Here is a 20,308-nt window from a genome sequence, read left to right on the forward strand (position 1 = left end):
CGCCCTATGCTGTCGCGGTACCGTCGGCCAGCCGCCTCACCGCATCCGCAGGGAGACCGTCATGGAGCAGTTCCTGCATATCCGCGTCCTGCTCGGCATCGTGCTGGGCTTGGCCATCACCACCTTGCTCAAGGGCCTGGCCCGCTTCGTCCAGCACCCCGGCCGCGAGCGCGTGTACTGGGTGCATATCGGCTGGGCGCTGTCGATGTTCACCTTGCTCGCGCACTTCTGGTGGTGGGAGTTCCGCCTGGTGCATTTGAGCCAATGGAGCTTCGTCGCCTTCGCCTTTTTGATCCTATACGTGGTGGTGCTGTTCCTGCTGTGCACCTTGCTGTTCCCGGACGACATCGGCGACTACGAGGGCTGGCGCGATTACTTCCTGTCGCGGCGCGGCTGGTTCTTCGGGATCATGGCCCTGTCCTATGTGATCGACTTCGGCGATACGCTGATCAAAGGCAAGCGCTATTTCGAAGCCTTCGGCCTGGAATATCCGCTGCGCAATCTGGCCTACGTGGCGCTGTGCCTGATCGCCATGCGCACCCGCTCGGAGCGCTTCCACAAGGGCTTCGTCGTCGCCAGCCTGCTGTATCAGTTGTCGTGGATCTACCGGCTGTACGACTTCGTCGAATGAGTTGCGGCCAAGTTGCGCACAGTGTCGGCGCCGCTGCGCTCACTCGCCGGCAACGCGGTTTGTCCTACATTGGTCGGATGCCCGATCACACTGCCCATCCGTGAGCCGCGCTTTCGTCAAGGAAGGCGACGGCGACGAGAACGCCGGCGATCTGCCGGAGTTGCCGATCAGCGAGCACCCCAACTACGTGACGCCGCGCGGCATGGCCTTGCTGCGTTCGCGCCTGGACGACGCGGCCCGCCGCGCCGCTGCGCTGGACGCCGACGCCAGACTCGAACGCGCGCATATCGAACGCGAGATGCGCTGGTTGCAGGCGCGCATCCTCGGCGCGATCACCATCGCCCCCGAGCGCCAGCCGGCCGACCGTGTCGCCTTCGGCGCGCGGGTCGAGCTGGTCGATGACGACGGCCAGGAGTATCGCTATCGCGTGGTCGGCGAGGACGAAGCCGATCCCGAGCATGGCCTGATCAGCTGGGTCTCGCCGCTGGCGCGCGCGCTGCACGGCGCGCGCGTGGGCGACAACGCGCTGTGGAAACGGCCGGCCGGCGATTTGAATGTGGAAGTGCTGGCGATCGAGTACGGCTGATCGCGCGGCGTCGCCGCTGGTCCGTGGGCCGCGCGCGCAAGCGGCCGGCGCGCTGAGCCGCGCCCGCATCGCAAACTGCATCCCGACGAATCCGCGCCATGCCTCGATGCCGACCGCTCGTCGGCCCAGGCTTGACGCGCGGGCGCCATCGGCCGAATCATTTAGCAAATTAGTTAATTGCTGAAAATATGCAGGTCGGCGGCGACACGCCGCTCGCGGGCCGTCACCAGGGAGAGGTCATGAACGCATTACCCGAAAGCCTGAAGTCGCATCGCGTCCAGTCGCTGGCCGATCAGGCGGCGTCGGTGCGCAGCGTCAGCCACGGCCTTGTCGCCTGGGAACCGGTGCGCTCGCTGTGGTTGAGCGGCATGGCGCTCGGCGCGATCGTCGGCGGCGCGCTGACCTTCACCTGGGCGGCGTTCGCGCTGTTCGTGGTGTCCACAGCATTGGTGCTGCTGCTCGGCCATTCGGTCGGCATGCACCGCAAGCTGATCCACGACAGTTTCGCCTGCCCGAAGTGGCTGGAATACCTGCTGGTGTATTGCGGCGTGCAGGTCGGTCTGGCCGGGCCGATCGGGCTGGTGCGTACTCACGATCTGCGCGACTACGCCCAGCGCCTGCCCGCCTGCCACGACTACCTCAGCCATCGCCAGCCCTTCGCGATCGACGCATGGTGGCAGTTGCACTGCCGGCTGCATCTGCTCGATCCGCCGCAGATCCGCATCGAAGCGCGCATCGCCGACGACCGTTTCTATCGCTTCCTGCAACGCACCTGGATGCTGCAGCACCTGCCGTGGGCGCTGGCGTTCTTCGCCATCGGCGGCTGGGGCTGGGTGTTCTGGGGCGTGTGCGCACGGGTGACCGCGGGCGTGTTCGGGCATTGGTTGGTCGGCTATTTCGCCCACAATCACGGCGGCATGCATCACGAGGTGCGCGGCGCCGCGGTGCAGGGCCGCAACGTGCGCTTCATGTCGCTGCTGACCATGGGCGAGTGCTGGCATAACAATCATCATGCGTTTCCCGGTTCGTCCAGGCTCGGCCTGTATGCGGGCGAATGGGATCCGGGCTGGTGGTTTTTGCGCGCTTGCGAGCGGGTCGGGCTGGTACGCGATCTGCGCTTGCCGGAAGATCTGCCGCCGCGCGAGGAACTGCATCGGCTCGACCCGCAAGCGCCGCCCGCGCGCGCGGCCGCTTCTCTTCCGCTACTCACGCGTGCCGCCCCATGAGCCAGACGCCGTCCGATCCCTCGCTTCCGCCGCCGCTGCCGCCTTCGGCGCAGCCGCGATCCGTCGCACCGCAACAGTCGCCGCCGCCGCCTCCGCCACGCACCAGCGTGCTGCGCGCGGCCCTGATCGGCGCCGTGCCGGTCATCGGCGGCGCCGTGATCGGCCTGGGGTTGCGCCTGGCCTTCAACGGCAATCCCGGCACTACGTTCGCGACCATGCTGTGGATCTTCATCTTGCTCGCGCCGTTCGCGATCGGCGCGGTCACGGTCTATCTGGCCGAACGGATCAGGCCGCGCAGCACCGCGTACCACTTCTTCATGCCGATGCTCAGCGTCTGCCTGTGCCTGCTCGGCAGCATGATGGTGATGCTGGAAGGCGCGATCTGCGTGCTGCTGATCGCGCCGGTGTTCGCGGTGATGAGCGCGGTCGGCGGCATCGTCATGGGCGTGATCTGCCGCGCCGCCGGCTGGTCGAAGACGCCGACGGTCTACAGCTTCGTCGCCCTGCCCATCGTGCTGGCCCTGCTCGGCGTCGGCCAGGACGAGCCGCGGCGCTTCGAGCACGTGGAACGCAAGGTGCTGATCCAGGCGCCGCCCACGGCGGTGTGGAAGGTGCTGCTGGACGCCGACCACATCCGCGCGGACGAAGTCGACCGCGCCTGGATGTACCGCATCGGCGTGCCCACCCCACTGGCCGGCCTCACCCATCAAACTCCGACCGGCCTGGTCCGCGAGGTGCGCATGGGCAAGGGCATCCACTTCCGGCAGATGTCGGCCGACTGGCGCCCGCAGCGCTACGTGCACTGGCAATACCAGTTCGAAGAAGATTCGGTGCCGGCCGGCGCGCTCGACGATCATGTCCGCATCGGCGGCGACTACTTCGACCTGCTCGACACGCGCTACACGCTGACGCCGCGCGGCGACGCCACCGAGTTGAGCATCCGCATGGACTACCGGGTCAGCACCGGCTTCAACTGGTACACGGTGCCGCTGGCGGATGGGCTGATCGGCAATTTCAGCGAGGTGATCCTGGAGTTCTATCGCCACCGCGCCGAGGCGCCGGCATCGGCCGGCTGAGCGTGCGCGGCGAGCGAATCAGCCGGCCGCCTTCTTGGCGCGCCGGCTTTCGCGCTTGAGCGGGCCGCCGACCGGGCAGATTTCGAAGGCGAACTGGCTCAGGGTGTTGACCAGATTGTCCGGCACCAGCTTGTAGACCACGAACTGGCCGCGGCGCTCGCTGCTGATCAGGCCGGCGTTGACCAGCACCGACAGATGGCGCGAGATCGCCGGCGCGCTCATCTCGAAGCGCGCGGCGATGTCGCCTGCGCTGAGTTCGCGTTCGGACAGGAAGGCCAGGATCTGCCGTCGCGGCGAGGAAGCCAGGGCTTCGAAGATCTTGTCCTGCATCATGGGGCACCGCCGCGGTCGGGCTGGGCGCCGGGGATCGGCGCGGGTGCGGGTATAGTGATGCTTATTTAACTAAAATGCTAATTGTCGTAAGGGGCGGGTGACGGCCGGACGTAATTAGGGTGGCGAGCCGGCGACATTCAGGCGACTGCAAAGCCGTCAATGGCTCGGAGTACCTCGCCCTCCCGGCCCAAACGCATAGCGTTTGGGCGTTCGCGGACACGCGAGCCGATGGCTCGCAAGCCGCGTCCGCTCACCCGCCAGCGGGAGAGGGGAAATCGGGGATCAGGCGCGGGCGCGCTTCGGAAAGCCCACCATCCGCTGCAACTCCTCATCCCACAGCTTCATGCGCGCGCACTTAAGGCTGGACCACATGGTCAGCCGCGGCGCGGCCTGCAGCAGCGGGCTGGACTCGAAAGCCTCGCGCAGACGGTAGTTGGGAATGCGGCTGGCCAGATGGTGGATGTGGTGGTAGCCGATGTTGCCGGTGAACCAATGCACGATGCCCGGCAGGTCGTAGTAGGAGCTGCCGGCGATCGCCGCCTCGTGCGAGTCCCACTCGCCCTTGCGGGTCCAGTAGGCGTCTTCGAAGGTGTGCTGCACGTAGAACAGCCACACGCCGGCGGCGCCGGCGAACAGCACGATCGGCAGATGCACCATGAACACCGTATGCCAGCCGATCGCGAAGCCCATCGCCAGGATGGTCAGCGCCAGCGCCAGGTTGTTGAACAGCACGCTCGCCCACTCGCGCTTCCAGGTGAAGGGAAGGTCGAACGGGAAGCGATGCTTGATCACGAACTGGTACACCGGGCCGACGCCCAGCAGCACCGGGATGCTGCGGTACAGGCGATAGCTCAGGCGGCCGAGCCAGGAGCGCGCGCGGTATTCGGCGACGGTCAGGGTCTCGATGTCGCCCATCTCGCGGCGGTCGAGGTTGCCCGAGGTGCCGTGGTGAATGGCGTGGGTCTTCTTCCAGTAGCCGTACGGGAACAAGGTCACCAGGCCCAGGCAGCGCCCGACCATGTCGTTGGCGCGGCTGCTGGCGAAGAACGAGCCGTGCCCGCAGTCGTGCTGGATGATGAAGGTGCGCACGTACAGGCCGGCGGTCGGCAGCGCCATCAGCAAGGTCCAGCCGTAGCCCCAGTGGCCGATCACGCTCCAGGCCATCAGCGCCCACATCGCCGCGAATGGAACCAGCGTGTTGATGAGCTGCCAGACGGCCCGTCCGAGTTGAGGCTTGGCGAAACGCGCGCAAAGCTGACGCAGGTTGGCAACGGAGGTTTGCGATTCGGCGTCGGCGTTCAAGCGGCAACTCCTGGAAGGAGGCTCATTGTGGTGAGCCCGACAAGACTAGGCAATGACGTTCGTGTGCGTATGGTTGTGATGAACGGCGGGATTCGCGATAACCGCCACTGCTTGGACCACGCTGCGCCTGAGGCGTTCAGCCGCTAGGCTAGTGCCATGTCGCCCTGGTTCGTCTATGTCATCGAATGCCGCGACGGCAGTCTCTACACCGGCATTGCCGTCGATGTGGAGCGCCGTTACGCCGAACACGTCGCCGGCAAGGGCGCGCGTTACACGCGCTCACACCCGCCAGCACAGCTTCTTGCCCGATTCCCCCACCCCGACCGGTCTTCGGCCCTGCGCGCCGAGTATGCGATCAAACAACTGACGGCGCCGGCCAAACGGGCCTTGTGCGCCGGCGCGGCCGTCGCCGCGGCGGCCGCCGGGGCGAGCGCGGACGCGCCGGGCGAACCGGTTCAGGCGGACACCGCGTCCGTGTGAACCTAAAGCAACGCCCACAACATCTGCAGCACACCCCACAGCGCCGCGGCCCAGATTGCGGTGCGCAAATAGGGAATTCCCGCGGCGTACACCGGCACATAGGCCAGCCGCGCCCAGAAATACACCTGCGCGCCGAGCGCGGTGGCGTCGTTGCCGCGACCGCTCAGGCTCACCGCCAACACCACCGCGGCGAAGAACGGGAAGGTTTCCATGAAGTTGCGCCAGGCCCGGTCCAGGCGCGCGGCCACGCCGGTCAAGGGTTCGGGCGTGCCGTCGCGGGCGCCGGCGTTCCAGTGCACGCCGCGCTGGGCGGTCATGAAGGCGGCGGCGATCAGCAGTTGGACGATGCCCAGGGCGATCGACCAGGCCAGCATCTGCAGTTCGGTGTTCATGGGCCTGGCGATCCTCCCCTTGCGATGGCTTTCAATGTCGATGCTTTGCGATCGGCTCACACCGCTTCGCGATGCGACCTGTGCGAAGCGCATCGGGGCTGAAGCCCCTCCCGCAAAGCTTTGCCCTCACACCGGCCCGTTCGGCAGGACCAGGATCTTGCCGTCGCGTTCGCCGGCCGCGGCGGCGATCACCGCCTCCTTGATCTGATCCAGGCCGTAGGTCGCCTGCACCCGCGCCTGCAGCTTGCCGGTGGCGATCAGCTTGGTGATCTCGCCGAACACTTCCGCGCGCCGCGCCGGGGTCGCGGTCTGGAACCAGCGCGACAGCCAGAACCCGCGCAGGCTGACATCGCGGAACACGAACGAGGCCGGCGAAATCTGACAGGCCTCGCCGCTCATCGCGCCGTAGTTGACCACCACCCCGCCCTCGGCCAGCGATTGCGCGATGTGCTGGGTCGCCAGCCCGCCGACCGCGTCGATGCCGAGCTTGATCGGCGCCTTCTCCGCCGCTTCGCGCGCGCGCTTGCCCAGGTCCTCGCCATCGACCAGGACCACGTCCGCGCCGGCCGCGCGCACCGCCTCCACCGCCGACTCGCGCCGCACCACGTTGATCGTGCGCAGCCCGCGCAGCTTGGCCAGCTGGATCAGATAGGTGCCGACCGCCGAATTGGCCGCGTTCTGGATCACCCAGTCGCCCGGCTGCAGCTCGACGATGTCGCTGAGCATCAGCAGCGCGGTCGGCGGATTGATCGTGATCATCGCCAGTTGCTTGGGATCGGCGCCGTCGGGCAGCGCGATCAGATGCTTGGCCGGCGCGACCATGTGCGTGGCCCAGGTGCCGCCCTGGATCGGCAGCAGCACGGTCTGGCCGGGTTTCAGATTGGTCACCTCCGGCCCGACCTCGGCGATCCGGCCCACGCCCTCGTTGCCGCCGACCGCGGGCAGCGGCGGCAGCAGGCCGTAATCACCGGTCAGGGTCAGCACGTCGGAGGGATTGATCGGCGAAGCCAGCACCTCGATCAGCACCTGCCCGGCGGCCAGGGGCGGCGTCTGGAACTCCACCGCCTGGATCACGTCCTGCGGCACCGGACCGCGCTGCTCGTACTGGGCCTTCTTCATCGCCGTCCTCATCTGGGGTAGTGGAGTCGAATCGGCGGGGCGGACCGATCGCGACCGACCCGTCCGCCCCGCGCACATACCCGAGAGTACGCCCGCGCCAGTGCAAACGTCTTGCGTCCAAGTCTCAGCGCTGCGACCCTGCCCTGCCTTATCAGCCGCCGGCCTCATGCAACCGATCCGTTTCGAACTCGACCCCAGCCACGACCACGTCGAACTCAACCAACTGCTCAAGCTGGTCGGGCTGTGCGACAGCGGCGGCGCCGGCAAGGCCATGGTCGCCAGCGGCGTGGTGCGGGTGGACGGCCAGGTCGAGCTGCGCAAGACCTGCAAGATCCGCGCGGGGCAGACGGTGGAGTGCGAAGGCACGACGATTCAGGTCGTCGCCGGCTGAGCCGATTCGCGCGGCCATCGCTGCGCCGCCGTTCTTCGGGCGATTCGCTCACGACTGGACAAGATCGGTCAGGCCGCAGGCGCTCCGCGCTGAGAACGGCGATAGCTTTACGCCAACGGCAGGTTGCGATCGGCCCGGCACATCGCATCGTGCATCCGCTGCACCCCTTGCGTTTCCGACACGTAATCGCGACTGCCCAGCGCTTCAACGAAGCGGCATGAGGCATAGGCATCGGACTTGCGCTCGTACTCGGCAACCCAGCGCTCGCGCTCGGGCATGCGTTCGGGCGCGATCGGCCATACGCCGGTGCGCGGCGGCATGCGTTCGCGGATGCCGATGCGCCAGGGTTTCGGGCTGACCCGCGCGCGGAAGCAATGCTGGCGCTGGCAGAGCAAGGCGTAGTACGAATCGGCGCCGATGGCCTTGAAGAAATCCGGCACGCTCGGATCCAACGGATCGAATACGCGATGCATGGCCAACAGGCGAAAACCGTTGGGCGTGCGATAGACCCGCAGATGCCAGTGAGGATTCGCCGCGACGAAGGCCCGCACCGGCGCCATCGCGCGCGCTTCCAGGCCGCCGCCTTCGCTGCGATAGCGCCGCGCCGCGACGGCGCGGGCGATCAACGCGAACAGCCACAGCAGTGCGAGCAGCGACAGCACGCCGATCCACGGCTTGATCCAGAACCCGGTCGCCGCGCCGACCGCGAGCGATATCCAGAAGTAAGCGGCGCGCCAACCTGACGGCGGCGGCGCGAAATCGATGTCGGCGAACAATACGTTCGGCGAGTTCAAGCAGCGCGCGCCGTAACTGTTGCGGGTGATGACCACCTCGCCGTCGCGCTCGACGATGGGCTCGCGAATCGGCAGGCCTTCGGCGTCGTAAGGCACCCGCGGTTCGCGCTTGGCCAGCGATTCGCCGGCGAGGATGCGGTCGAACGCGGCGCGGGCGCGCGCGTCGGCCATTGCCTGCGCCTCGGCGAGGCTGGAATCGGACCAACCGAAGCGACGCACCGTAAGCGAATACCGCCCGGAGACATGCCCCCGCCCGAACTGCTCGCTGACCCGCCCCTCCGCCCAGAACTCCGGAACGATCATCGCCATCTACATCCTCCCCTGTGTCGGAAACAGTATGCGCAGGAACGAGTTCAGGGGAGTGAGGAGTGAGTAAAGGCAGGCTCGCTCCACTCACTCCTCACTCCTCTGAACTCGTTCCTCCCAACCAGCACTTGACGACCCAAACCATCGGCGTAGCATTTCCCATACGCCAACGGACAGACCGATGGCGACATCAACTCCGTGAGGGATTCTCATGGCACACCAATACGATTACCTGGTTTTCATCGGCCGTTTCGAGCCTTTCCACAACGGTCACGCCGCCGTCGCCCGCCACGCGTTGGGCAAGGCCGCCAAAGTCATCTTCCTGGTCGGTTCCGCCGACACGCCCCGCACCATCAAGAACCCCTTCACCGTCGCCGAGCGCGCGGTGATGATCCAGGCCGCGCTCAACGACGCCGACGGCCGGCTGATCGTGCGGCCGCTACGCGATCACCTCTATAACGAAAGCCTGTGGATCGCCAACGTGCAGCGCACCGTCGCCGAGGCGGTACGCGCCGACGGCGGCGATGCCGAGGCGCGCATCGGCCTGATCGGCATGGACAAGGACGCCTCCAGCTACTACCTGCGCGAATTCCCGCAGTGGCCGCTGGTCGATGTCAGCCACACCGCCACGCTGTCGGCGACCGAGCTGCGCCGTTATCTGTTCGAAGCCAACCAGATCGACAGCCACGGCGGCCTGATGCTGATCCGCGCCAACGTGCCCGGCCCGGTGTTCGACATGCTCGAAGCTTTCCGCAAAAGCTCTCCGGCGTTCACTCAGCTGGTCGCCGAGTACCGGTTCATCGAGCAATACCGCGCCGCCTGGGCCGATGCGCCGTATGCGCCGACCTTCGTCACCACCGATGCGGTGATCGTGCATTCCGGCCACGTGCTGCTGGTGCGACGCCGCGCCGAACCGGGCAAGGGCCTGTGGGCGTTGCCGGGCGGTTTCGTCGGCCAGGACGAGACCGTGCTCGACGCCTGCCTGCGCGAACTGCGCGAGGAAACCCGGCTCAAACTGCCGCTGCCGGTGCTCAAGGGTTCGATCAAGGGCGAGCACGTGTTCGATCATCCCGAACGCAGCGCGCGCGGCCGCACCATCACCCACGCCTTCCACTTCGAATTCCCGGCCGGCGAACTGCCCGCCGTGCGCGGCGGCGACGACGCCGACAAGGCGCGCTGGATTGCGGTCAGCGAAGCGCTGGAGATGAGCCCGCAATTGTTCGAAGACCACCTGCACATCCTCGAATTCTTTCTCGGCCGCGGTTAAGTCCACAGGGACCGCCCGGCCACACGCGCCGGTGGACAGACCGCCGGCTACTCCCAGACGCGAAGGAGCTTCCGTCATGCAATGCCTCGACAACCTGCTGCTCAACACCGACAGCTACAAGGCCAGCCACTGGCTGCAATACCCGCCCGGCACCGATGCGACGTTCTTCTACGTCGAATCGCGCGGCGGCGTGCACGATCGCACCGTGTTCTTCGGCCTGCAGGCCATCTTGAAAGAGTATCTGGCCAAGCCGGTCACCCATGCCGACATCATTGAGGCGCGCGACCTGTTCGCCGCGCACGGCGAGCCGTTCAACGAGGCCGGCTGGCGCTACATCGTCGATCATCACGGCGGGCTGATGCCGATCCGGATCCGCGCCGTGCCCGAAGGCACGGTGGTGCCGACGCATCAGGCCCTGGTGACGATCGAATCCACCGACCCGAACGCCTACTGGGTCCCGTCCTATCTGGAAACGCTGCTGCTGCGCCTGTGGTACCCGGTGACGGTGGCGACGATCAGCTGGCATGCCAAGCAGACCATCCGCCAGTTCCTGGAACGCACCAGCGACGATCCCGAAGGCCAGTTGCCGTTCAAGCTGCACGACTTCGGCGCGCGCGGCGTATCCAGCACCGAATCGGCGGCGTTCGGCGGCGCCGCGCATCTGGTGAATTTCCTCGGCACCGACACGGTGTCGGGCCTGTTGCTGGCGCGCCGCTACTATCACGAGCCGATGGCCGGCTTCTCCATTCCCGCCGCCGAGCACAGCACCATCACCAGTTGGGGACGCGAACACGAGGTGGACGCGTACCGCAACATGCTGACCCAGTTCGGCAAGCCCGGCGCCATCGTCGCGGTGGTGTCCGACAGCTACGACATCTTCCATGCGATTCGCGAGCATTGGGGCAAGACCTTGCGCGATGAGGTCATCGCTTCGGGCGCGACCTTGGTGGTGCGTCCGGACTCGGGCGATCCGGTCGATGTCGTGCACCAGTGCGTGACCATGCTCGACGAAGCCTTCGGCCATACCGTCAACAGCAAGGGCTACAAGGTGCTCAACCACGTGCGGGTGATCCAGGGCGACGGCATCAACCCGACCAGCATCCGCGCAATCCTGGAACGCATCACCAGTTACGGCTACGCCACCGACAACCTCGCCTTCGGCATGGGCGGCGCGCTGTTGCAGCGGCTGGATCGCGATACGCAGAAGTTCGCGCTGAAGTGCTCCGCGGCGCGGGTCAACGGCGAGTGGATCGACGTCTACAAGGACCCGATCACCGACAAGGGCAAGTCGAGCAAGCGCGGCCGCATGACCCTGCTGCGCCATCGCGAATACGGCCACTTCAAGACCGTGCCGGTACCGCCGGAAGCGGCGTCGCTGGAAGAAGCGGTGAAGCCGCTGGGCTTCGACGATGCGATGGTGACGGTGTGGGAGGACGGCAGGATCGTCAACGACTGGACGTTCGCGCAGGTGCGCGAGTTGGCTAACGCTACGCGGCTTTGAGTTGGCGCGCGGCCCTCACCCCAACCCCTCTCCCGTTGCACGGGAGAGGGGCTAAGAACACACGATCATCAAGCAACGACGCAATCCTTCCCTCTCCCGCTCGCGGGAGAGGGCTAGGGTGAGGGCATGAGCGCCGAAGGCGCGAATGCTTCAGCTCTCCCGCTTCAGCAAACCAACAAACCGGAACCCCACCATGCAAGCCCCCATCGAAGGGCTCGCCGCCGCAGACCCGGCGACCCTGCCCCTCAGCGCAGCCTCCTCCCTGTTCGAACGCCTGCGCGCCAGCACGCCGCAACTGGCGCGCCGTGCCCCGGTCGAACACGACGCCACCCGCTGGCATGCGCACAGCCTCGGCGGCCGGCGCTATCGCTTCGCCCAACCGATCACCTTCACCCCTTACGCCTCGGTGCGTCCGTGTTCGGCGCGCTGCCGCTTCTGCTCGGAAACTCTGCAGCCGGTCGAGCGCGGCACGATGGCGCAAACGCTGCGGCCCGGGCCGGACTATTTCGCGACGCTGAGCCAAGCGCTGGCGCAGCTGCGCGGCCTGCCGCTGTCGTGGTCGCTGTCGGGCCTGGAATCCAGCGACGACGAAGACTGGTTCCTGCGCCTGCTGAGCACCTTGCAACAGGCCGAAGAGGGCGGCGTTGTCGCCGGGGACCGCGTGCTCTACAGCAACGGCGCCGGCTTCGCCCGCGGCCGCGGCGCGGAACTGATCGCGGCGCTGACGCGCTTCGGCCTGTCCTGGGTCGAACTGTCGCGCCATCATCCCGATGCGCTGCGCAACCAACGCATCATGCGTTTCCGCGACGGCGAGCCCATCGCCGGCAATGCGGCGTTCGAGACGGTCGCGCGCTCGATCGCGCAGGAAATTCCGCTGCGCCAGGTCTGCATCCTGCAACGCGGCGGCGTGGACGATGCGCACGGCGTCGCCGCCTATCTGGACTGGGCGCGGCGTTGCGGCGCCGGCACGGTGATCTTCCGCGAGTTCTCGCGCCTGGGCGAGGGTTACCGCGACAACGGCACGCGCCGCTATGTCGAAAGCGAACGCGTGGCGATCGAGCAGGTGCTCGGCGACTGCATGGCCGCGCCGTGGTGGCCGCGGATGACGCCGCTGCAGATCACCGAAGGCTATTACTTCTGGAACCTGCGCCTGCGCGAGGACACCAGCGGGCTGGAGGTGGTGTTCGAATCCTCCGACTACAGCGCCATGCATCGCCGCCATGCCAGCGGCGACATCTACAAGCTGGTGTTCCATGCCGACGGCCGGCTGTGCGCGGGTTGGCAACCCGATCGCGACGTGCTGTGGCCGCTGGAATCCTCATCCGCAGCACCGGCGGACGCGGAGCGCGCGCATGGATAGCCGCAGCTGGCTGCTGTTGCAGCCCGATCCGCCCGAACACGATCTGCCGGCCGACCTGCGCGCACGCGACCGCTTCGGCGGCCGCGATTGTGGCTGGGTCGCGCAGATGCGTCCGTTCGTGCGCCATTTCAGCCAGCCCGGCCAATGCGTGTTCGATCCGTTCTGCGGCTTCGGCACCACCTTGCTTGCCGCCGCGCTGGAAGGCCGCGCCGGCTGCGGAATCGAGATCGACGCCGCCCGCGCCGAACTCGCGCGCGAACGTCTGCGCCGCCACGGCGTGGACGCGCCGATCGCGGTGGGCAGCCTGCCGCAGACCGCAATCCCAAGCGCCATCGATCTGTGCCTGACCAACGTGCCCTACTTCGGCTGCCGCTGGCCAACCGATGAGGCCGATCAAGCCGAAGGCCAGCTTTATCTGGAACACGACTACGCCGCCTACCTGCACCGCCTGCGCGACATCTTCCACGCCGTGCGCCGCGCCTTGCCCGAGGACGGTTTCTGCATCGCCATGGTCGAGAACGTGACGATCCAGGACCGCATGCTGCCGCTGGCCTGGGATCTGGCCGCCGTGCTGCGCGGCTTGTTCGTGGCGCGCGAGGAGCGTCTGCTGTGCTATCAACGCGACGCGCAGGCGCTGCCGGCCGGCGCCACTCTCAGCAATCGCAGCCACGAGTACGCGCTGATCTTTCAAAAAACCCGCGAAACCCCGTGCATCGCCAGCACCCGCGCCGAGCTGCGGGCGATGGCCGAGGCCGGCTTCGCCTTCGAAGTGTTCGGCAGCTTCACCTCCTGGCTGTCACGCGACGACGACACCGCGCCGCGCCCGCCCGGCGATGCAGATCTGCTGCTGCCCGACGATCAGGCGCGTTTCGATGCGCTGCTGCACTGGCTGCACGCGCGCAATTACGAACTCACCCTGTGGAGCGAAGCGGTGCTGCCGCCGGTGTCGCTGGAACGTCTGCGCGCGCATTGGTATCTGCGCGCGCAGCGCCGCGACCGGCTCGGCCGGTTGGTGCGGCTGGATTTGTGTTTGGACGCGTCCGGCTGACAACCCTCACGGCCGGCGCGCGACAAGCGCGCCGGCCGCGGCTTCATTCCGCCAAGGCTTCTGCGAGTTGCGGCAGCCGCGTTTGCCCTCCCAGCCGTTTCAGCAAGTGCTCGCAACGCGCGCGGATCGCCGCGGGCGGCATCGGCCAGGCCGGGGTCATCCGCGATTTCGGGAACACCAGACACAACATCGATCCGAACGGCACGCCCTGCCCGCTCTTGGCCTCGGCGCGCTGGCCGGACAGATCGCTGGCCATGCGCATGGAAATCTCGCCCAGGGGCCGGTCGGCGCCGATGTCGCCGATCAGCCCGTAGCTGAAGCGGCGGGTGACCGGGTGATAGGCGACGACGAAATCGCCCAGATCGCCGCTGCCGTCGATGGCATGGAACGGCGCCGGCAACACCAGATAGGGAATCCGGCCGGCATCGACATAGGCCGTCGGGTCGGTGCGCGACCGGCTCGGATCGTTCAAGGCGGTGATCGAGACGAAGTAGCCGGCGTTGCGTCCGCCGGTTTGTTGCAACGGACGCCGCGGATGGTCCGGATCGGCCACCAACGCGTGCCGCCAGTCGCCGTCGGGCCAATGGGTCTTGCGGATGTGGCCGGTGCCCAGATTGTCCGGGTGGTACGCATCGGGCGCGCCGACGGCGGTGACGGTGATGTTCGGACTCAAATAGGCGTATGCCTGTCGTGCCCCTGTATCGATGCTGTGGACGACGGTTCCCCGATATTCCATCCATCGATCGACGACCAAAATACTCATGGCTCCCTCCTTAGCCGTGGTCGAACAGCGCGATCGCTATCGCGCCTTCCTTCAAGCTAACGGGATTGCGCACAAATCGATGTCAATTCATCGTGATTTTGCGCACCAGGCACTAGCACTATCAGCGTGCTGTCGAATGCTGTGGAGGGATCACGGCGAAGTCATGCGTAACGTAAGCACATGCATTGCGCGCGCGATCAGTTCGCCGATATTTTCTTACTGACTCTAGGTGATGATCTGATACCAAAAGAGCGCCGTTTCATGCGCCAACGCCGGATCATGCGCATAGTGAAAACGGTCGAACCCGCCCAGCACGAAGCCCTTGCGCTGATAGAAACGGCATGCGGCGACGTTGTTGTCCTGCGTTTCCAGCATCACCCCGGGCAAGACCTGTTCGCGCGCCCAGGCCACGGCGCGATCGATCAGGGCCGAGCCGGCGCCGCCGCGACGCGCGCCGGCATCCACGGCGATATCGTCGATCAACGCGTAACCGTTCCAACTGCGCGACAGCAGCAGCCGGCCGACCACCACGTCGGCATCGAGCGCGACGAACGCCGCGCAGTCTTGGCCGTCGAGGTATTCGCGCAGTTCCTCGACGCCGATGGCATCGTCGTAGCGCTTGCGGTAAGGCGGCACCGGCACGATGTCGAAACCGATCGCGCCGTCGTCTGCGTGCAGGCGCAGGCGCGAATCGACCAGGAAGCTGGCGTCGAACGCCAGCGCGGCGTGCAGATGCTCGGCGCGCAGCGGCGCGACCGCTGCGCTCACGCGTGCAGGTCCAGGCCCAGCACGTCGTCGTCGTAGATATTGCCGCCGACCTGAAAACGCCGCTCGCCGACCTTGACGAAGCCGTTGCGCGCATAGAACGCCAGCGCGCGCGTATTGCCCGAGTACACGCCCAGCAGCAGGCGGCGCGCGCCGCGGGCGCGCGATTCGGCGATGGCGTGGTTCATCAGCTCGCGGCCGACGCCGCCGCCGTGGAATCGCGACAGCAGGTAGATGCGTTTGAGCTCCAAGTCGGTCTCGCTCAGATCGTCCAAGGGCAGCTTGGGCGGCGCGATCACCGCATAACCCACCGGCGCCGGGGGCGAGACGGTTTCGGCCAGCCACGCGGCGACCGCGCCGTCGGCCAGCCAGTCGGCGTACACCGACGGCGCGTGCTGCAGGCGGCAGTGCTCGACGATGTCGCGGCCGTCGAGAATGCCGGCGAAGGATTCCAGAAACGTGGCCGCGCCGGTCAGCGCGAGGGCGCCGACATCGGACGGCTCGGCGCGGCGGATACGGGTGGGCAGATCGGTGACGACGGTGCGGGGGGCGTTCATTGCGGCGGGCTCGGTGCGGGTGCGGAGACTATCGCGCCAAGATCGCACGACTCGGCGGTCGGCGACATGGTCGGAAAGTCGCACGGCGGCCATGACGCGATGCGCGGCGCCGCCGTCGGAGCGGCGGCCTCCGAAACCATCGCGGCGGTCGCCGACGCGCGCGGCGTTGGCCGCCGCCCGTCGCGCCCCGTCCGAACCGGCCGCCGCTTCCGCGACGGCCGTCCGCGCTCGCCCGCAGCGACCCTCAGCGCGCGACCCGGATCACCACCTTGCCGAAATGCGCGCCGCTCTTGAGGTATTCGTACGCAGCCGGCGTTTGTTCGAAATCGAACACCCGGTCCACCACCGGCACGATCTTGTTCACGCCGACGAAGCGCGACAGATCCTCGCCCATGCCGCGGCTGCCGACGAAGATGCCCGACAGGCGCTTGGCGCCGGTGATCAACGAGATCGGGTTGAATTCGCCGGCGAAACCGCTGACGCCGCCGATGATGGCGATGGTGCCGTTCATCGCCGCCGCGTCGATCGAGCGCTGCAAGGTGCCCTTGCCGCCGACTTCCAGCACCGCGTCCACGCCGCGGCCGCCGCTGAGCTTGCGCACTTCGTCCTGCCACTGCGGGTGAGTGCGGTAGTTGATGGTCGCGCTGGCGCCCAAGGCCTTGGCGCGTTCGAGCTTGTCGTCGCTGGAGGAGGTGATGATGGTTTCCAGGCCGGCGGCCTTGGCCAGTTGCAGGCCCCAGATCGACACGCCGCCGGTGCCCAGCAGCAGCACGCTCTGGCCCGGCTGCAGTCTGGCTTCCACGAACAGCGCGTTCCAGGCGGTCACGCCGGCGCAGGACAGGGTCGCGGCCTGGGCGTCGTCCAGGTGCTCGGGCACGGCGAACACGGAATCTTCCGAGATCACGATCTCCTCCGCCAGCACGCCGTCGGCGACCGCGCCGAGCGCGTCGCGGGTGTTGTGCGGCGTCGCCACGCCGTGGTGCCAGAACGGGAAGAAGCTGGTGGCGACGCGGTCGCCGACGCGCCAGCGGCTGGCCGCCGGGCCGACTTCGACGATCTCGCCGACCGCGTCGGAGCCCGGGATCACCGGGTTCTCGGAATCGGCCAGGTAGCTGCCGTCGGCGATCATCAGATCGCGGAAGTTCAACGACACCGCGCGCACTTTCACCCGCACCTGGCCCGGCGCCAGCGCCGCGGACGGGGACTCGGACAACGCCAGCGTGCCGATGCCTGCGCCGCTGCGGATACGAAAAGCCTTCATGGGAATCTCCTGGACAAACGATGAGGACGGCCCGGGCGGTTGAGGGGTAGTGCCGCCCCGGGCGAGTGGCGCTAAGATATCGTCGCCGCAGATTCGTTAGTGGCTATATTCAATCCACTCTTTGTAGCGCCGCAGGAACCAATATGGCCATGAACGATCGCCTGCTCGGTATCGTCGCCTTCGTCCAGTCCGCCGAAGCCGGCAGCTTCGCCGTCGCCGCCGACCGCCTGGGCGTGACCCGTTCGGCGATCGGCAAGCGCATCGCCCGGCTCGAACAGCAACTGGGCGCGCGCCTGTTCCATCGCAGCACGCGTCGGCAGAGCCTGACCGACGACGGCCAGGCCTATTACGAACGCTGCGTCAAAGCGCTGGCCGAACTCGACGCCGCCGAAGCCGCGCTCGACACCAGCCGGCGCGAGCCCAGCGGGCGGCTGCGGATCAGCGCGCCGGTATTGTTCGGCCGGCACTGCGTGGCGCCGGTGATCCTGGAACTGGCGCGGCGCCATCCCAAGCTCGACATCGACCTGTCGTTCAACGATCGCGTGGTCGATCTGGTCGAGGAAGGCTATGACCTGGGCATCCGCATCGGCCGCCTGCCCGACAGCGCCACCCTCGCCGCGCGCCGGCTCACCGAAGAGAACCTGGGCATCTGCGCCGCGCCCGAATATCTGGCGCGGCGCGGACTGCCGCGCGAGGTGGACGATTTCCGCGGCCACGACGCGGTGATTTACGGCCGTCACGGCCAGAACGTGTCCTGGCGCCTGCGCGACGCCAACGGCCAAGTGCGCGAACCCGAAGTGCAGGCGCGGCTGCGCTTCGACGACTTGCAGGCGATCGCCGACGCCGCCATCGCCGGCGCCGGTTTGGCGATGCTGCCGTGCTGGCTGCTGAGCCGTTACGTGCGCAGCGGCGAATTGCAGATGGTCATGCACGCCGACCGCGTCGTCGGCAGCCGCATCAGCGCGATCTGGCCGCACACCCACTACCTGCCGCTGCGCACGCGCGCGGCGATCGATCTGCTGGTGGAGCGGATTCCGGCGCTGGTGGGGTTGGATGGGGTGCGGTTGCGCGAGGCGGCTTGAGCCGCGAGCAAGCGACGCCACTCACCCGATCGCAGCGCTCCCCAAACTCCCGCGCAACTGTTCCCCCCTTTGAAAAAGGGGGGCTAGGGGGGATTCGCTTTTCACGCGGCCGACGATTCAACACGCCCGATTAAGAGCAACAGCAAATCCCCCCTAGCCCCCCTTTTTCAAAGGGGGGAACTGCATGTCGCGGTCGACTCGATGCGATGCGGCTTGTAGCGCGGGCAAGCGACGCCACTCACCCGATCGCAGCGCTCCCCAAACTCCCGCGCAACCGTTCCCCCCTTTGAAAAAGGGGGGCTAGGGGGGATTCGCTTTTCACGCAGCCGACGATTCAACACGCCCGATTAAGAGCAACAGCAAATCCCCCCTAGCCCCCCTTTTTCAAAGGGGGGAACTGCATGTCGCGGTCGCCTCGATGCGATGCGGCTTGTAGCGCAGGCAAGCGACGCCACTCACCCGATCGCAGCGCCCTCCAAACTCCCACGCAACTGTTCCCCCCCTTTGAAAAAGGGGGGTTAGGGGGGATTTGCTTTTCACGCGGCCGGCGATTCAATGCGCCCGATTAAGAGCAACAGCAAATCCCCCCTCCCCCCTTTTTCAAAGGGGGGAACTGCACTCCGCAGTTCGCCGCGGCGCAGTTATCCAACTCACCGCTCCGGCCAATACCAAGCCGGCGCATCCAGCATCCCCTGCCCCACAATCGCGGTCTGACTGAACTCCTTGTGCAGATGCACGCTGTTGCACTCCGGCTCCTCTTCCAGCGCCGAAATCAGCCGCGAGGCGTGCGACACCACCCACACCTGGCTGCGCCTGGAGGCGTGCGCGATCAATCGCGCCAGCGCTGGCAACAGGTCCGGATGCAGGCTGGTCTCCGGTTCGTTGAGCACCATCAGCGGCGGCGGCCGCGGCGTATGCAGGGCGGCGATCCACAGCAGGTAACGCAAAGTGCCGTCGGACAATTCCGCCGCCGACAACGGCCGCAACAAGCCGTGCTGGGAAAATTCCAGGGCGAAGCGCCCGCCTTCGCCGACCACCGCGACCTGCGCGCCGGGGAACGCGTCGTCCACCGCCGCGGCCAGCGCGCGCGGGTCGCCGATCTCGACGATGGTCTGCCACGCCGCGGCCAGATCGCGGCCGTCGTGGCTCAACACCGGCGTGCGCGTGCCCAACTGCGGCTGGCGCGCCGGCGCCTGCGCGTCGCTGCGGAAGTGATCGTAGAAACGCCAGCCGCGGATGGTTTCGCGCAGGCTCAGCACCTCCGGCGCCGCGCGCGGGTCGGCGAGCTGCGCGAACAGACTCTCGAACGAACTCAGATGCTCGGCCGCGACGCGCCAGCCGCGGCCGTCGCGCACCCGCGCCATCGCCCCGCGCCGGTCCACCAGCAGATTGGAATTGCGCAGGAACGGTCCGCTCCAGATCGCCTCGCGCTTGATCTGCGGATCGTGACCGAACATCGACCGGCTCGGCGTCGGCAGGCCCAGATCGATCGCATAACCGTACTCGTCGCCGGCGAACCCCAGGCGCAAGGCCACCGGCTCGTTGCGCGGCCCGCCCTGGATCGGCACTTCGCCGCGCTTCATGCGCGCACTGATCGTCTCCGGCCCGGCCCACAGCGTCGATTGCAGCCCGCCCTCGCGCGCCAGCGCCGGCACCACCCCACCCTGCGCGGTTTCCGCCAGCAGGCGCAGGGCGCGGTAGAGGTTGGACTTGCCGCTGCCGTTGGCGCCGGTAACCAGGTTGAGCCGCGCCATCGGCACGACCAGCTCGCGCAAGGAACGGTAATTGGCGATGGCCAGAGTGGTCAGCATGAGTCGGTCCGCTTCAATGAAAATCGGCGCCAGCATCGCCGCCACCGGTCGCAGGCGCTGAGCCTGACAGGCGATGCGTCCAGTCGCCGTGCAGATCGCGGCGCAGGCAGGACGACACGCGCAGACGCCGCCGCCCACTCAGCGCTTTCGCGCGCGCCGCGGCGGCGACACGCCTTATCATCGCCGATGCATCGACTCGCACGCGCCAGCGACAGCCGCTCGCGCCGCATCCCGCATCCGCCTTCCGAGGATTTCCG

At 67.4% G+C, this 20,308-nt stretch carries 21 protein-coding genes; 11 read left to right on the forward strand and 10 right to left on the reverse strand.

Annotation, left to right across the window (positions count from 1 at the left end; all coding sequences use genetic code 11):
• Positions 1 to 61 precede the first annotated feature (61 nt).
• From AB4Y92_RS17505 to AB4Y92_RS17520, 4 genes are all read left to right on the forward strand, one after another.
• Positions 62 to 631 carry a hypothetical protein gene (locus tag AB4Y92_RS17505; RefSeq protein WP_441820812.1) on the forward strand — a complete coding sequence of 190 codons (570 nt, stop codon included), beginning with the start codon at positions 62 to 64 and terminating at the stop codon, positions 629 to 631.
• 100 nt (positions 632 to 731) lie between these two features.
• Positions 732 to 1,217: a GreA/GreB family elongation factor gene (locus tag AB4Y92_RS17510; RefSeq protein WP_441820813.1), complete on the forward strand. Its 486-nt coding sequence runs from the start codon at positions 732 to 734 to the stop codon at positions 1,215 to 1,217.
• A 239-nt stretch (positions 1,218 to 1,456) separates the two neighbouring features.
• Positions 1,457 to 2,443 carry an acyl-CoA desaturase gene (locus AB4Y92_RS17515; protein WP_441820814.1) on the forward strand — a complete coding sequence of 329 codons (987 nt, stop codon included), beginning with the start codon at positions 1,457 to 1,459 and terminating at the stop codon, positions 2,441 to 2,443.
• Positions 2,440 to 3,519 (forward strand): hypothetical protein, encoded by a 1,080-nt coding sequence (locus tag AB4Y92_RS17520; protein WP_441820815.1) that lies wholly within the window; start codon positions 2,440 to 2,442, stop codon positions 3,517 to 3,519. Before AB4Y92_RS17515 ends, AB4Y92_RS17520 begins: the two co-directional genes overlap by 4 nt.
• An 18-nt stretch (positions 3,520 to 3,537) precedes the next feature.
• On the opposite strand, the gene AB4Y92_RS17525 is transcribed toward AB4Y92_RS17520, so the two are convergent.
• Positions 3,538 to 3,852 (reverse strand): metalloregulator ArsR/SmtB family transcription factor, encoded by a 315-nt coding sequence (locus AB4Y92_RS17525; RefSeq protein WP_057942115.1) that lies wholly within the window; start codon positions 3,850 to 3,852, stop codon positions 3,538 to 3,540.
• Between the two features lie 282 nt (positions 3,853 to 4,134).
• Entirely contained in the window at positions 4,135 to 5,154 is a 1,020-nt protein-coding gene (locus tag AB4Y92_RS17530; RefSeq protein ID WP_441820816.1) for a fatty acid desaturase, read from the reverse strand.
• 156 nt (positions 5,155 to 5,310) lie between these two features.
• On the opposite strand from AB4Y92_RS17530, the gene AB4Y92_RS17535 reads away from it, so the two are divergent.
• The gene (locus AB4Y92_RS17535; RefSeq protein WP_441820817.1) at positions 5,311 to 5,634 is read left to right on the forward strand and encodes a GIY-YIG nuclease family protein; all 324 of its coding nucleotides are present in this window, start codon (positions 5,311 to 5,313) and stop codon (positions 5,632 to 5,634) included.
• 2 nt (positions 5,635 to 5,636) lie between these two features.
• On the opposite strand, the gene AB4Y92_RS17540 is transcribed toward AB4Y92_RS17535, so the two are convergent.
• On the reverse strand, positions 5,637 to 6,026 hold the full coding sequence (locus tag AB4Y92_RS17540) for an MAPEG family protein (RefSeq protein WP_441820818.1): 390 nt from the start codon (positions 6,024 to 6,026) through the stop codon (positions 5,637 to 5,639).
• A gap of 126 nt (positions 6,027 to 6,152) precedes the next feature.
• Positions 6,153 to 7,145 carry a zinc-dependent alcohol dehydrogenase family protein gene (locus AB4Y92_RS17545; RefSeq protein WP_441820819.1) on the reverse strand — a complete coding sequence of 331 codons (993 nt, stop codon included), beginning with the start codon at positions 7,143 to 7,145 and terminating at the stop codon, positions 6,153 to 6,155.
• A gap of 166 nt (positions 7,146 to 7,311) precedes the next feature.
• On the opposite strand from AB4Y92_RS17545, the gene AB4Y92_RS17550 reads away from it, so the two are divergent.
• The gene (locus tag AB4Y92_RS17550; RefSeq protein WP_441820820.1) at positions 7,312 to 7,536 is read left to right on the forward strand and encodes an RNA-binding S4 domain-containing protein; all 225 of its coding nucleotides are present in this window, start codon (positions 7,312 to 7,314) and stop codon (positions 7,534 to 7,536) included.
• Positions 7,537 to 7,643: 107 nt separating this feature from the next.
• Here the strand turns inward: AB4Y92_RS17550 and AB4Y92_RS17555 are convergent, their stop codons facing one another.
• Positions 7,644 to 8,639 (reverse strand): hypothetical protein, encoded by a 996-nt coding sequence (locus tag AB4Y92_RS17555; protein ID WP_441820821.1) that lies wholly within the window; start codon positions 8,637 to 8,639, stop codon positions 7,644 to 7,646.
• Positions 8,640 to 8,847: 208 nt separating this feature from the next.
• Between AB4Y92_RS17555 and AB4Y92_RS17560 the strand changes: the two genes are divergently transcribed.
• The 4 genes from AB4Y92_RS17560 (at position 8,848) to AB4Y92_RS17575 (ending at position 13,812) form a co-directional block, all read left to right on the forward strand.
• Positions 8,848 to 9,903: a bifunctional nicotinamide-nucleotide adenylyltransferase/Nudix hydroxylase gene (locus tag AB4Y92_RS17560; RefSeq protein WP_441820822.1), complete on the forward strand. Its 1,056-nt coding sequence runs from the start codon at positions 8,848 to 8,850 to the stop codon at positions 9,901 to 9,903.
• A 76-nt stretch (positions 9,904 to 9,979) separates the two neighbouring features.
• Positions 9,980 to 11,404, forward strand: a complete 1,425-nt coding sequence (locus tag AB4Y92_RS17565) for a nicotinate phosphoribosyltransferase (protein ID WP_441820823.1) — start codon at positions 9,980 to 9,982, stop codon at positions 11,402 to 11,404.
• 193 nt (positions 11,405 to 11,597) lie between these two features.
• Positions 11,598 to 12,764: a hypothetical protein gene (locus AB4Y92_RS17570; protein WP_441820824.1), complete on the forward strand. Its 1,167-nt coding sequence runs from the start codon at positions 11,598 to 11,600 to the stop codon at positions 12,762 to 12,764.
• The gene (locus AB4Y92_RS17575; protein WP_441820825.1) at positions 12,757 to 13,812 is read left to right on the forward strand and encodes a DNA methyltransferase; all 1,056 of its coding nucleotides are present in this window, start codon (positions 12,757 to 12,759) and stop codon (positions 13,810 to 13,812) included. Before AB4Y92_RS17570 ends, AB4Y92_RS17575 begins: the two co-directional genes overlap by 8 nt.
• A gap of 43 nt (positions 13,813 to 13,855) precedes the next feature.
• Here AB4Y92_RS17575 and AB4Y92_RS17580 read toward each other — a convergent pair whose 3' ends face one another.
• The 4 genes from AB4Y92_RS17580 to AB4Y92_RS17595 all read right to left on the reverse strand — a co-directional run bounded on the left by AB4Y92_RS17580 (position 13,856) and on the right by AB4Y92_RS17595 (position 17,158).
• Complete coding sequence (locus AB4Y92_RS17580; protein WP_441820826.1) at positions 13,856 to 14,575, reverse strand: hypothetical protein; 720 nt, start codon at positions 14,573 to 14,575, stop codon at positions 13,856 to 13,858.
• Between the two features lie 225 nt (positions 14,576 to 14,800).
• Entirely contained in the window at positions 14,801 to 15,343 is a 543-nt protein-coding gene (locus tag AB4Y92_RS17585; RefSeq protein ID WP_441820827.1) for a GNAT family N-acetyltransferase, read from the reverse strand.
• Positions 15,340 to 15,897 (reverse strand): GNAT family N-acetyltransferase, encoded by a 558-nt coding sequence (locus AB4Y92_RS17590; protein ID WP_441820828.1) that lies wholly within the window; start codon positions 15,895 to 15,897, stop codon positions 15,340 to 15,342. Before AB4Y92_RS17590 ends, AB4Y92_RS17585 begins: the two co-directional genes overlap by 4 nt.
• 244 nt (positions 15,898 to 16,141) lie before the next feature.
• On the reverse strand, positions 16,142 to 17,158 hold the full coding sequence (locus AB4Y92_RS17595) for a zinc-dependent alcohol dehydrogenase family protein (protein WP_441820829.1): 1,017 nt from the start codon (positions 17,156 to 17,158) through the stop codon (positions 16,142 to 16,144).
• 149 nt (positions 17,159 to 17,307) lie between these two features.
• Between AB4Y92_RS17595 and AB4Y92_RS17600 the strand changes: the two genes are divergently transcribed.
• Positions 17,308 to 18,240, forward strand: a complete 933-nt coding sequence (locus AB4Y92_RS17600; protein WP_441820830.1) for a LysR family transcriptional regulator — start codon at positions 17,308 to 17,310, stop codon at positions 18,238 to 18,240.
• Positions 18,241 to 18,890: 650 nt separating this feature from the next.
• On the opposite strand, the gene AB4Y92_RS17605 is transcribed toward AB4Y92_RS17600, so the two are convergent.
• Complete coding sequence (locus tag AB4Y92_RS17605) at positions 18,891 to 20,051, reverse strand: AAA family ATPase (RefSeq protein ID WP_441820831.1); 1,161 nt, start codon at positions 20,049 to 20,051, stop codon at positions 18,891 to 18,893.
• Between the last annotated feature and the right edge of the window lie 257 nt (positions 20,052 to 20,308).

It is taken from the genome of Lysobacter sp. TAB13 (assembly GCF_052113885.1).
GTDB classification, from domain to species: Bacteria; Pseudomonadota; Gammaproteobacteria; order Xanthomonadales; family Xanthomonadaceae; genus Lysobacter; species Lysobacter gummosus.